Genomic DNA, 13,905 nt, shown 5'->3' on the forward strand with positions numbered 1-13,905 from the left:
CGTTATGGTTCTGGTTACAAGTATACAAGCAATTCGGAAATTATCGAGAAGAGGACGGCATAATCAGGGGAATAAGTTTCTCGCGTTTTTTCCTTTGTCAGGTACGAGAAGGTGCCTGGTGGCAATGGGTATGCCAATAAAAAAATACAGCTTTTCCCGTTACTGGCGATAGCTCCTGTTGTAAAAGCAGGAGCGGTGCCGATAACTTATTTTTCTTCTAAACCGAGGGGAAAAAATTAACCTTACTACACGTGTCGAAGTTTAAAATTTGAAAGCTAATTACTAATAACAAAAGATTATGAAACGGACGATGTTATTGTTTTGTTGTATCCTTTTCATGGAAGGAACAGCGGGAGCACAGGACTTTGAACCGAGCAAGCAGGCACAAAGTTACCTGGATTCCAAGAATGTCACGGTGGATCACTCGACCGGAATTTTTCATTACAAGGTTCCATTATTCACTCTCGGGGTGGGTGATTTCCAGTTGCCTATCAGCCTTGATTATGCGGCTCGAGGGGTAAGGGAAGAGGACGAGAGCGGGCTCGTGGGCTATAACTGGTTGCTGAACACGGGAGGTGTTGTAACCCGAACGATACGGGGAGGGATTGCCGACGAGAGTTCGCCTTATGGGTATTTATGGGCAGACAGAGCTCGAGACGCGCTTCCTTTGTCCGATGATGTTACCGGGGTGAACAAGCGGGAGCGTGACGGGGAATGTGATATTTTCACCGCGGTTTTTAACGGGCGGTCCGTGAGTTTTATAATCAAAATGGACGAGAATTACCGGGTGTACGCGGACCCTTTGGAGCGGACGAATGTCCGTATCGAGTGTGAATCGGAGTACGGGCGTGAAATCGACGGTTGGATTGTCACGGACGAAAGCGGGAATCGATATATTTACAGGCAAAAAGAATATTCTGTTGACATCATAAAGGAAGATGCCATCAGTTTTAACGGGATCCGCAATAAAACTTACGTTTCGTCGTGGTACTTGAACCGGATAGAGCCATGCAATCAAAAGCCTATCGAGTTTACTTACCTGGCGGAAGTGCAACTTTACGAGGATTCGCAGGAAGATATTAACACGACAAGGTTTTATTCCTCTTATAAATCTCTGTATTTTTACGGGAGGAAAATGCGGGAACGGGTGTTCGATTTCTCGAAATACAAAGCCGAATTTGATCAAGATATTAGTATGGCTAAAAGTTACTTGAATAGTTTTTCCCTTGAAATGCAGTTGAATAACGAGATGTACAAGTACCTGGCAAGCGGGCAATGGATACGTAACCCTTTTTTTGAATCCGGGCAAGCAGCCATTAACGCTAATTTCAGAATCATGGGACAAGTGGCGAACTTCACTAGCATAACGAATGCCTCCAACGAGTTGATTCAAATACTGAATGAATTGATTCACATGTACGAGAATTCATCATCCCATAATGCCAGAATGGCTGCCTTGTTTTTTAAGTCGGCTAAAAGTTGCGTCACGCGCAGCTTGGACGAGGTGGATTATAATGTTTCTTCGCGGGAATGCTCGAGCGGTACCGCGTTCACCGTTAAATCCCCTGTTTTAACCCGCATCTCGAGTGACGGGCAATTTATCGAGTTCAAGTACTCGAGCGGGTGGGGAAAGTACCGCCTTGAACAAATTTTGTCGAGAAACGTGCTGGGGGAAGTGATCTCGAGCGTTAAACTAGATGGTTATAACACGTTAAACCGGTTGTGTGTTTTGGATAAGAGCGAGCGGGAAGTCCAGCGGATTAAATTTGATTATTACACGAGACCCTCGTCCGGCGGAGAGATTGTAGACGCATGGGGATATTACAGGCGCAGGTCGGGGGACAACGATGACGAGTTCAGCCTTGCCGTGGATGCGGATTACGCTAAAATAGGGTCTCTTGAGAGAATTACGACAACGACGGGGGGAAAAATGATTATCGATTATGAAAGTAACACGCTGATCACTTTCGGTTCCAATCTTTTCGGGGGAATTCGAATAAAATCATTGCAAGTGGATGAGGACAAGAGCAACACGCATGACACGATTCATTACCGGTATCCCACGCGAGGTGTTCCCGTTTTCTCGCATGTATCGAATCATGATATCATCGAGTATGCCGGTTTTTATGATGATGTCACACTCTCGAGAGTGAAATACACGAATATGTCTTGCGTGAACACGGGCAATAACGGGATTTATTACCCGTACGTGCTGGAATCTACCCGGGGAAAGGGGACAAAAGCTTACTTGTTTTATGAGCCTCCTGTTGTCTACTCGTTGGACCCACGCGCTTTTTGGTTGGCTGGTTTGCCACTTGGCGAAGCGACTTACGATAGTGACGGTCGGCTCAAGGAACTCGTGAAATTCAAGTATGCCACCGATTCGTACCACGCCTTCGGGGACGAGTATTTCGTGCTCGCGGACACGGCAGATTGGTACAAGCGAACGATCACGCAAGTTAAAGCTTACGAGTACTACATGGACGAAGAATTCCTGGAAAATTATTATCGAGACCAAGGTAAGATTGTATTATACCAGGATGGTTATTCATGGTATTATATTGACCCGTATGAAGAGTACTACGTGTATAATATCAAGCCTCGCGTGAGCGTGCGATTGCCAGGGCAAGTCTATTGTATTAAATATGGGGGAAAAACACGGTTGAAAGAGAAGTCCGTGTACCGGTTTGAATCTCAAGTCACGAGCAGTCCATCGAAGTCGGATTTTTCCAGTAAAGCAACCGGAATGCCTTATCAGAAAGTAGAATATTTCTATGATAATGCTGTGAACTCGAGTTATCCCACGCGTGTTTTGACAACAGATGCCAAGGGAAACACGTACACCACGGTCACGAAACGAGTGACGGAGATGGCGGATGTATCCAATCCGGTTTTTGAGAGGATGAAAGAAAAGAATATCCTGACCCCGGTAATCAAGGAGATCCGGTTGAAAGGTGACACGATAGAAAAGGAACGTGTTTTCGTGCACGAGATGCCGCAAGAGGATAGTTGTTGTTACTGGGGAGTGGCACAGGCATACGCTTTTTACCCGAGCTCGACTAACACGCTGGCATTCTCTTCGCTCGCGTCGCCCGATGTAAATTTGTTCACGCTGGGGCAAGCCAACTATTTGCTGGAACAGGATGTGGTTTACCGGCAAAGCAATCAACGGTACTTGCCGGTAGCCATTAAAACGAACACGGGAGAAGTTGCCCGATGTTACGATTCCAACTTCGGGCACATGATATTGAAAGCGGAACACGTGCCTGCGGGAGGCGTGGCGGCGATAGATTTGAAGAAATACGGCGAGGCATCGCGGGCGATTCGTGGAATGCAAGTGTTACAGGAGTCTCATTCTGTTTTCTCGAGATTCTGGCAGATATTCGAGGGAATAGATATAAACCAAGAATCGGAAGAGTTTCAACGCTATGCTTGGAGCCGAGAACATGAGATCATGAAAGAGGTGATCCTTGCGGTTGCTGCCCGGCAAACCATGGCACTTGAGAAATTTCACGCTTTACTGGATAGTGTCAGCGCCAATAATTACCGGTATCTTCATACGTTCCAGGATCGATATTGGCAATTGGCTGGCGATCATCCCGAGCTGACTGATTTGTCATACTTGGTCTATCGTCTTTGTGATTTTATATATAGGGATATAATCCGGGAATTTAATGTTTTAAAGTACAATTATTTACCGGGGATGGAGAGGTACTGGAACTGTAACGACCTTCTTGAAATAACGGTACTTCCGGAAATCAAGCGCGTGAGGTTGTTTGCGGTGGCGAAAGATTGTGCCGGTGATATAAACTACACGATCGTACATTCCGGGGGAAGTGTATCGGGAACTTTCAAATTATTGAATTCATCGGGGTATTCTTTGCAAAGTTTTGATCTGGAGCTCGGCAATCACGAGAACGTGACGTCAGTGAGAATAAACACCCCCGCTTCCGGGGTGGCGTATTGCGCGTTGGTCCCGGCGGACGTGGCATTCGAGGCTACCTCGTACAATTGGGACGGCACGGTATTTTGCCGTTTCAACCAGAACGGCGAGATGGAGGTGAACGAGTACGATGCGGCGGGACGCTTGACGCGGGTGAAGGACCGGCACGGGAACGTGATAAAAGAGTACCAGTATAACGTGGTGGAATTGAATTGATAACCTCAAACCTGAAAGATATGAAACGATTACAATTGTTAACCTGCATGTTGTTCTTGTCCCTGTTGACGTTGGGGCAAGGCTATCCCAGCTTGGATTTGTCGGCAAACCCGGACACGATCAAGATAGACGGGGCGGAAGGTTATTTCGCGCTGCGATACAGCGCGAGGGAAACCCTGGATAAACAAACCACGATCAAGCAGATAAATGATTTTTTACAGCAGCAATCCTGGACGTGGCTGCATGTCGTTGACGTGATACCGGACGGTTCCTCTTTGACGGGAGTGCTCGTGGCGCAAGTACAGGCGAACGACACGGGAGAGCCCCGGTGGTGCGTGTTCCTCTCGCTCCTGACGAGCAGGCCGTATTTTGTTTATCAATACGGTCCGGGAGTGGTTCCTAAAATGTTCACGGTTGGCGGCAACGCCACGATATATCCCGGTAAAAGGACCCCGGTGACCTTGACGGGTTCGGAACAAGGCACGACGTATAAATTGTACCGGGGAACGACCTTGCAAGCTTCCTTGCCGGGCACAGGTTCCCCGTTGTGTTTCTGGGTGGTTAACGCGGGTGATTACACGATAAAGGCCACTCGCGGTGACATGACACGAGAGATGAACGGGAGCGCAAGCGTGGCTTGTTACGGCGTGTTGCAAGGGAAAATAACCGTGTCATCCTCGCCCCGGGTAACCCTGTCCAAGGATGGTGAAGGGCAGCTAATCCCTTTCACCATAGACCCGGGCTATTCGCGAGGGAGGGAAGAGCTTGAAGAGATCTCGCTTTCGCTCTGGCGGGGAGAGTCCGCCGCGTGGGACTCGACGTTCGTGTTGAGGTTCGTTTTTTCCACGTCGACAACCGGTCAGATTGCGATAGGCCGGGGACCCAATTGCGGCGACACGACAAAATACGCTTTTTTCATGTTGAACCCGGTGGATAACCTGTTCCTGGAAGTCTCCCAGCCTCCCGGTGGAACTTTGCAAGTGTACGATTTGAGCGGCGGCGGGGAAATCGGGGAAGGCGAGTACGGCACGGTAAAGATGAGCGGCCAGCAGATACTGGTCAATTACAAGTTATATCGTGACGGCGAGTTGGTCGCGGGTCAAACCCTGTCGGCACAACAATTCTCACGCTTGCAGGCGTACGGGCGATACCGGGTGAAAGCGGAGCAGGACGGGCAGGAAGTTTGGATGAACGGTAGCGTGGGCATCTGGCCGAAGATCACGCGGGAGCGTGTCGGCGGCGGGGGAACCATTTACAATAACAACCCTGTTGAAATAACCTTACCCGGCTCGCAAACCATACTTACTTATCGTTTACTGAAAGACGGGAACGTGGTGGCGTCTCGACAAGGGACCGGGGCAGCACTCTCTTTCAGCGCGAGGGAAGCGGGAAATTACACGATAGAGGCTGGGCTGCAAGATTATTTCGTACCGATGACGGGTAGCGTGACCGTTGACCGTGATAACGGTGTCCATTACACGTCAACGGAGAATTACGTGGTGGAAACCGTTTATCTTGACCCGACCACGACAAGCACGACGGCTCGAACGGTCAGTGACGTGACTTACCTTGATGGTTTCGGCCGCCCGTTGCAGGAGATCCGGGTGAATGGGAGTCCCGGTGGCACGGGGGATATCGTGAAAGTCCACGAGTACGGTGTGCTGGGGCGGGTGGAGCGAGAGCACGTTCCCTACGCCCTGGAGGGTAATCAAGGCGGTTTCGTGGCGGGCGGCTTGTCGCCGTCGAGGTGGTCGATGTATGGCACTGGCGAGGCGGGTTACATGTACACTTTAACCGGGTATGACGGTAGTCCCCTCGACCGGGTGGTGAAGCGGACAGGACCGGGAAAGAGCTGGCACGAGGCAGGAAAGGGCGTGACGACGGGCTATCACCTGAACGAGGCGAACGAGGTGCGCCTGTACCGGGTGAGGGATAACGGCGAGCTGGTGCAGTCGGGTTACTATCGTGCCGGTAGCCTGGAGAAGGTGGTGACGACGGACGAGGACGGCAACCGGGTGGAAACGTACACGGACAACCAGGGGCGTACGGTGCTGGAGGTGAACGTGGAGAGTGACAATAACCGTTTGGAAACTTACAGCGTTCACGATGACCGGGGGCTGTTGAGGTACGTGTTGTCGCCGGAGGCTAGCGCCCGGGTGGGTACGACGGCAAGTCGGGCGACGGCGGCGATACGTCAGTTCGGGTATTACTATGAACATGACCGTTTCGGGAGGTTAATCCTGAAACAGTTGCCGGGGTGTGACCCGGTGTACCTGGTTTACGACAAGCGTGACCGGCTGGTGTTGAGCCAGGACGGGAAGCAGCGGGCGGAGAACGCCGACAAGTGGAGCTACTCGCTGTATGACGGGCGGAACCGCGTGGTGGAAACGGGCGAGGTCGTGATAACGGGAACGGTGAAGAGTCATGCTGCGTTACAAGGGGCGGCGACGACGAGTGATAATTACCTCCCCGCGGGGAGCCGCTCTCCCTTGCAACACACGTTGTATGACAGTTACACGGGCACGGCGGATGTGCCCGTCCTTCCCTTCGAGGCGACGGGAGGGTACGCCACGGGGTACCATAACCTGGTGACCGGGCTGGTGACGAGCGTGAGGACGAGGGTACTGGGAGTAAACCCGGTGAAATGGTTGACGGTGACGACGTATTACGATGACCGTTGCCGTGTTATCCAGACGGTGAGCGATAACCTGGCGGGTGGTTTGAGCCGTGTGGACATGAAGTACGATTTCACGGGTAACGTGGTGAGGCAGCGGGAGAGCCATGTTGTCGGGGGTCGGACTGACGTGCTGGAAACGGATAACACGTACGACGACCGTGGTCGGTTGTTGTCCTCGACGGTGAAGTTAAACAACGGGAGCCCGGCGACGACGAGTTACACGTACGACGCGGTGGGTCGGCTGGTGAAAAAGAAACACGGTACGGTGGAGGAAACGCTGGCTTACAACACCCGGGGGTGGTTGACGGGGAAGGAGAGCGTGCCTTTCAAGATGAAGTTGCGTTACGAGAACCCGTCGGGAGGCGCGGATACTTGCTGGAACGGCAACATCAGCGAGTGGGAGTGGCAGCAGGGGACGGGCGCCGCCTTGATGTACGGTTTCGCTTATGACGGTGTGAACCGGTTGACGGGCACGGTGCAGAAACAGAAGAGTGGGACGACGTGGTTGGCGTTGTCGGGCAGTTACCTGGAAAGGGGGATCACTTATGACCGTAACGGGAATATCAAGACGTTGCAGCGGACGGCTAACGGGACCACGGTGGATGACCTGGTTTACAGTTACACGGGGAATCAATTGACGGGTTTGACGGAGAATGTTCGAACCTCTCCCACCGGTGATGTTTACTCGTCGGGAAGTGCCGCCGCGGGTAGTTACGTTTATGACAAGAACGGTAACCTGGTAAATGATAGCCGCCGTGCTTTGAATTTATCTTATAATGTATTAAATTTGTTGAGTGAAGTCAAGACCGGCAGCACGGTGAAGGCGAGTTACGGTTACCTCGCTGACGGTACGAAGTTGCGGGTACGTGACGCGGGGAGCAACGGTTTTGACTACGTGGGTTCTTTGACATACAAGAGTGGCGGTGGCGGTTTGCAACTGGAGTCGGCGAGTTTCGGTGATGGCGTGATTCTGACGGGCACGGGTGGACAGGAGGTGAATTACTTCCTGACGGATCACCTGGGTAGCGTCCGGGTGATCGTGGATGGTAGCGGGGTGGTGAAGGAGCGGAACGATTACTATCCTTTCGGGGCTAGGCACATGAGGGCAGATTACCCTCAACAGGCCGTGAATCGTTTCAAGTACAACGGGAAGGAGGAGCAGGTGACGGGTGGTTTGGGTTACCTGGATTACGGCGCAAGGATGTATGATAGCGAGTTAGGGATATGGTTTGTGGGAGATCCTTTTCAAGAGAATTGTTTCATTATCTCCTTATAATTATTGTTCGGGAAACCCCATGATATTTATTGATCCTAACGGGGCTTTGATGACTCATTACGTGGATGAAAATTACAATGTGATTTTGCAAACGAATGACGGTAGTGATGATGTTGTTATGGTTCCTAATAATCGTCGCCAAGAGTTTGATAAAGAAGTGAAGTGGTATAATAGTTGTGGATACTTGAATAACCCGACATGGAATCAATACTGGAAAGACGAGTTAGGTTTAGCAGGTTTCCAATTTTCCGAAGAAGCTCTTCGAGTCTTGGACCAATTTAATAGCAAGTGGGCTCGAAATAATGCCGCTCGTTTTTTATTGAAGCCAACTTTTTGGAATGCTATAAGGATGTCCTTTAGCGAGGCAACAAGTCAATGGACTAACCCGGAATTATTGTTAGTGGGTGCAAAGGCGACAATTGTTGGCTTGAATACAACAGCTCGCATGAGATCTGAAGTGGTATTTGTTGTGACAGAGAATGGAGTTGTGTTACCTAAAGGAGCTAATATACCAAAACATTATGTGCAAAATCCTTATAGAAAAGGAAGTTATGGAATAATTAAAGATGGAGTATTTCATGAAAAATTGAGAATAGATGCGGCAACTCCCAAGGGAAAGAAGGGGTCTAATGTGAGTCACATTCATGTAAATGGAAGTGGGCATCATAAAACGAAATGGGATTTTTAATAATAAAATTAGAGTGATATGAGATTTGATGATTTTGATTGGCATGATTCTATATTGGAGTATATAATAATAAATAGGCAAGATTTAGGTTTAAACGATATTGTTGAGTTAGGTATAACGTGGACTTCAGGAGGGAGTGTTACATTGTTATTTATGAATGTGCGTAAATGTATAATGAATTTGAATTTTGGAATAGACACAAAAGATTGGGTCTATTGTGCTTATGAAACAGATGATGATGAAGATTTTATATTCTATAAAAAGCAGGTAGTAAATATTTATGATGATATAGATAAGTTGAAATGTTTTGTGATAGAAACATCAACAACGGGTAGTGTTATGAAAATTTTTGCATCTCAAATGGTTGTAAAATAGAATATTAGTTTTTTTAAGAAGTTTAAACAGTGCAACGGCTAGCATCGGAATTTTATTAATTGTTTTGTTCTAGAAAAAGTTAACAAAACTTTATAATTAACTTGTTTGGGCAAATTGTATGATTTATACTAACGAGAAAACGTAGAGTAATGTTTGTTTCGAGTAAAAGACGAGCGAGGAAATGTAATTTGTATTATCCTGAAAAAAGTTTACTTGTATCGATAACTTTAGGCTGTATATTGAAAGTTTGAAATATCGAGGAGGAAAAATAGAATCTCCTCGATATTTATTTTGTTAGGTTTGGAATTATTCTGGCAAAGGTGGCAAGATAACTTGTAGGCTTAACGCTTTGGGGAAGCATGGTAAAAGGGTGGAATCGTACACGGATAACACGGGGAAGGTGTTGCCTGTTGGGAGGGTAACATGATAAATGATAGCCGTCGTGCTTTGAATTTATCTTATAATGTCTTAAATTTGTTGAGTGAAGTCAAGACCGATAACACGGTGAAGGCAAGTTACGGTTACCTTGCCGACGGGACGAAGTTGCGTGTACGTGACGCTGGGAGCAACGGTTTTGACTACGTGGGTTCTTTGACATACAAGAGTGGCTGTGGCGGATTGCAGTTGGAGTCGGCGAGTTTCGGGGATGGCGTGATCCTGACGGGCATGGGCGGACTGGAGGTGAATTACTTCCTGACGGATCACCTGGGTAGCGTCCGGGTGATCGTGGACGCTAGCGGGGTGGTGAAAGAGCGGAATGATTACTATCCTTTTGGGGCAAGGCACGTGAAAGCGGACTACCCTCAACAGGCGGTTAACAAGTTCAAGTTTAACGGCAAGGAGGAGCAGGTAACAGGAGACTTGGGTTACCTGGATCATGGGGCGAGGATGTATGATAGTGGGTTGGGAAGATGGTTTGGAATGGATATATTATCAGAGTATTACCTAGAGAGTAGTCCTTATCATTTTAGTGGTAATAATCCTATTTTGTTCATAGATGATTCTGGTATGGATTATTGGAGTACCAATGACCCTTCGCGAATTGCAAGTTTTTTATGGTCGTTAATGAATGGGGCCAATTATTTTGATTTTTGCGGGTGGAATCACGCTACAGACGCTGAATTTACAGGAAATCTAACTTATAATGATGAAACAGGTAAATTTTACACGTGTTACGGAACCGAGAGAGATGGAGAAACTGTTATTTTCGGATTATCATTTGATGCTAATATATTACCAGTAGTGGAATCAGCACCGTATCAAGGTGCTTTTGTTCGAGAGCCATTATCAGGTTTTTGGCAAAATCTAGGTTATTATACCGGTATCGGGGGATATGATACATATCCCGGGTTTATGTATGATTGGAAGGTTAGTAGAGAGGGAAGATTAACTGGAATAAAACCAATTGAATTAGTAGCTCCTGATATTGGAATAGGAAAAGGTGGGTTGTTGAAATCTGTGAGGGGAGGTGTAAAAGGTGCAAAATCTTTAGGAACAGCTGCAAAAAGTTTTAGTAAAAATGTAATACCTCCAGGTTTTAAGGAAGTTAAAAAATTTGGATATCAGCATGGACAAAAAGTTTATGAATACAAGGGTAAATATTATTCAAAAGATATTGATGGTCATAATGGTGGTGTATGGAAAGTATTTGAAGCAGTTGGTGGAAAGTTAAAAAGAATAGGTACGGCAGATGAAACTCTGACTATTTTTAAAAATTAGTGTTATGGAAATAGAAAATATAAACTCGAGCAATTTTGATCGAAATTTAAAAAAACTACTTAAAATTAAAGAGGGTAGAAATATAGCTAATGGAAGATTATGTCTTGAATCAATAAAACTTAAAGATAAAGCAGAATTAGTAATTCTTTTAATATCATCTTTAAAGTCGATCATAAGTATAACTTACAAAATTCTTTTTTGGGAAGAAGATATTAAGATTGAAAAATTTTTAGAATTGAATTTCCCAAATAAAAGATATGAAAAGGTTTTATCTTATAAAAATGGAAAGCGAGCAGGGGTTATTTTTATAGACGATAGAATCTTAGATGAATCTTTTTTGAAATCAGTATTAGATAATCATTTTAATTTTGAGATGGCAAAAGAACCATCTCAAAATTTAAGGGTTCAGATTTGTGTCAATTTGAATAATATTATTATGTTATTAGATATTTATGATGATAGAGGTTTTGATATTTATTATGTCCCTTTGCATTGAGTTTACATTGTATAATCCTAAAAAAGTTTACAGGGTAAATTAGTTAGAGAACCTTTATCTGGTTGGCAAAATCTAGGTTATTATACCGGTATTGTATACCCTGAAAAAAGTTTACTTGTACCGATAACTTTAGGCTGTATACTGAAAGTTTGAAATATCAAGGAGGAAAAAACAGAAACCTTCTCAATATTTATTTTGTTTGGGTTGGCATTATTTTAGAAAGGTGTCACGACAACTTACTGACTCAACGTCTCGGGGAAGGTCATGATAACGGGAACGGTGAAGAGTTGCGTGGCGTTACAAGGGGCGGTGACGGCGAGTGATAACTACATCCCGACGGGGAGTTGCGCTCCCTTGTAATACACGCTGTGTGACAGTTACACGGGTACGGTGGATGTGCTCGTTCTCCTCTTCGAGGCGACGGGAGGGTACGCCACGGGGTATCATAACCTGGTCGCCGGCCTGGTGACGAGCGTGAGGACGAAGGTACTGGGAGTAAACCCGGTGAAATGGTTGACGGTGACGACGTATTACGACGACCGTTGCCGTGTAATCCAGACGGTGAGCGATAACCTGGAGGGCGGTTTGAGCCGTGTGGACATGAAGTACGATTTCGTCGGTAACGTGGTGAAGCAGCGGGAGAGCCATTTTGTTGGGGGGCGGACTGACGTGCTGGAAACGGAGAACACGTATGACGACCGTGGTCGGTTGTTGTCCTCGACGGTGAAGTTGAACAACGGGAGCCCGGCGACGACGAGCTACACGTACGACGCGGTGGGACGGTTGGTGAAAAAGAAACACGGTACGGTGGAGGAAACGCTCTCTTACAACACCCGTGGTTGGTTGACAAGCAAGGAGAGTGTCCCGTTCAAGATGAAGTTACGGTACGAGAACCCGGCGGGAGGCGCGGACGCTTGCTGGAACGGTAACATCAGCGAGTGGGAGTGGCAACACGGGACGGGTGCCGCCTTGATGTACGGTTTCTCGTATGACGGCGTGAACCGGTTGACGGGCACGGTGCAGAAGCAGAAGAGCGGGACAACGTGGTCGGCGTTGACAGGGAGTTATCTTGAAAAGGGAATCACTTATGACCGTAACGGGAATATCAAGACGTTGCAGCGTACGGCTAACGGTACCACGGTGGATGACCTAGTTTACAGTTACACGGGGAACCAATTGACGGGTTTGACGGAGAATGTTCGAACCTCTCCCTCCGGTGATGTTTACTCGTCGGGAAGTGCCGCCGCGGGTAGTTACGTCTATGACAAGAACGGTAACATGATAAATGATAGCCGTCGTGCTTTGAATTTATCTTATAATGTATTAAATTTGTTGAGAGAAGTCAAGACCGGCAGCACGGTGAAGGCGAGTTACGGTTACCTCGCTGACGGTACGAAGTTGCGGGTACGTGACGCGGGGAGCAACGGTTTTGACTACGTGGGTTCTTTGACATACAAGAGTGGGAGTGGCGGTTTGCAACTGGAGTCGGCGAGTTTCGGTGATGGCGTGATCCTGGCGGGCACGGGCGGACAGGAGGTGAATTACTTCCTGACAGATCACTTGGGTAGTGTCCGGGTGATCGTGGACGGCAGTGGCGTGGTGAAGGAGCGGAACGATTACTATCCGTTTGGGGCAAGGCACACGAGGGCGGATTACCCTCAACTAGCTACTAACAGGTTCAAGTTTAACGGCAAGGAGGAGCAGGTAACAGGAGACTTGGGTTACCTGGATCATGGGGCGAGGATGTATGATAGTGGGGTGGGAAGATGGTTTTCGGGAGATCCATTGCAGGAAAGTTATTATCCTTTATCGCCTTGCAGTTATTGTTCTGGAAATCCCGTTAAATTTGTGGACATCGAGGGAATGTGGATAGATAATTACCAGTTGATGGCTGATGGCTCTATTGTATTTCTGGAAAAAACGGATGATGTTTATGATGTTTTATACGCTTCGAACTCGGCTAAAAAGGGAGATGTAAATGTAAATGAATTTGTCACGATTTATGATAGAACAATATTACCTTCTTTAAGTGGTAAGCCTACAAGTTTTGGAACTCATTATGCTTTTACTCGTAATGCCATTGACGCATTCAATTTATTTAAATTTGCGGCAGATAATTCAAATGTTGAATGGGGGTTAAATGGGTTTATGCATGATGGTAAAGAGATTTATTCTATACGAACGAATAATAATGATAGATTCGTTCGTATGGTTTATTATCAATATAAAGAATCTAATATAACATTTAGTTTACATAGTCATCCTTGGGGAGGGAATGAAACACAGAAAGCTTCAGGTTTTTATAAAGATGGATATTTGGGAGATATGGCCACGGTTGCTAGAAGGTATAATGAATTTAAGACAACTGGTAAGAGATATCCGGAAGATTTTCCTCAGCATTATATATATCACAAGGAAAGTCAGAATTTATATAAATATACCCCTTGGAATCCGAGTATTTTTATTCTAAAAGTCCGTTCAGGAAAAATATTGAAAAACAGTATAAAAAAATAGT

At 46.8% G+C, this 13,905-nt stretch carries 7 protein-coding genes; all 7 read left to right on the forward strand.

Annotation, left to right across the window (positions count from 1 at the left end):
• Window positions 1–298 precede the first annotated feature (298 nt).
• The 7 genes from A3CY_RS0114835 to A3CY_RS23345 all read left to right on the forward strand — a co-directional run bounded on the left by A3CY_RS0114835 (window position 299) and on the right by A3CY_RS23345 (window position 13,904).
• Entirely contained in the window at window positions 299–4,159 is a 3,861-nt protein-coding gene (locus tag A3CY_RS0114835; RefSeq protein WP_018338719.1) for a hypothetical protein, read from the forward strand.
• Window positions 4,160–4,179: 20 nt separating this feature from the next.
• On the forward strand, window positions 4,180–8,112 hold the full coding sequence (locus A3CY_RS21175; RefSeq protein ID WP_155828370.1) for a DUF6443 domain-containing protein: 3,933 nt from the start codon (window positions 4,180–4,182) through the stop codon (window positions 8,110–8,112).
• A gap of 19 nt (window positions 8,113–8,131) precedes the next feature.
• Entirely contained in the window at window positions 8,132–8,800 is a 669-nt protein-coding gene (locus tag A3CY_RS22155; RefSeq protein WP_018338721.1) for a hypothetical protein, read from the forward strand.
• 18 nt (window positions 8,801–8,818) lie between these two features.
• Complete coding sequence (locus A3CY_RS0114845; protein WP_018338722.1) at window positions 8,819–9,175, forward strand: hypothetical protein; 357 nt, start codon at window positions 8,819–8,821, stop codon at window positions 9,173–9,175.
• A 423-nt stretch (window positions 9,176–9,598) separates the two neighbouring features.
• Window positions 9,599–10,894 carry an RHS repeat-associated core domain-containing protein gene (locus tag A3CY_RS23340; protein WP_026207718.1) on the forward strand — a complete coding sequence of 432 codons (1,296 nt, stop codon included), beginning with the start codon at window positions 9,599–9,601 and terminating at the stop codon, window positions 10,892–10,894.
• Window positions 10,895–10,898: 4 nt separating this feature from the next.
• On the forward strand, window positions 10,899–11,390 hold the full coding sequence (locus A3CY_RS0114855) for a hypothetical protein (protein WP_018338724.1): 492 nt from the start codon (window positions 10,899–10,901) through the stop codon (window positions 11,388–11,390).
• Between the two features lie 390 nt (window positions 11,391–11,780).
• Window positions 11,781–13,904 carry an RHS repeat-associated core domain-containing protein gene (locus tag A3CY_RS23345; RefSeq protein ID WP_018338726.1) on the forward strand — a complete coding sequence of 708 codons (2,124 nt, stop codon included), beginning with the start codon at window positions 11,781–11,783 and terminating at the stop codon, window positions 13,902–13,904.
• Window position 13,905: the final 1 nt, after the last annotated feature.

The sequence above is a fragment of the Butyricimonas synergistica DSM 23225 genome, assembly GCF_000379665.1.
GTDB lineage: Bacteria > Bacteroidota > Bacteroidia > Bacteroidales > Marinifilaceae > Butyricimonas > Butyricimonas synergistica.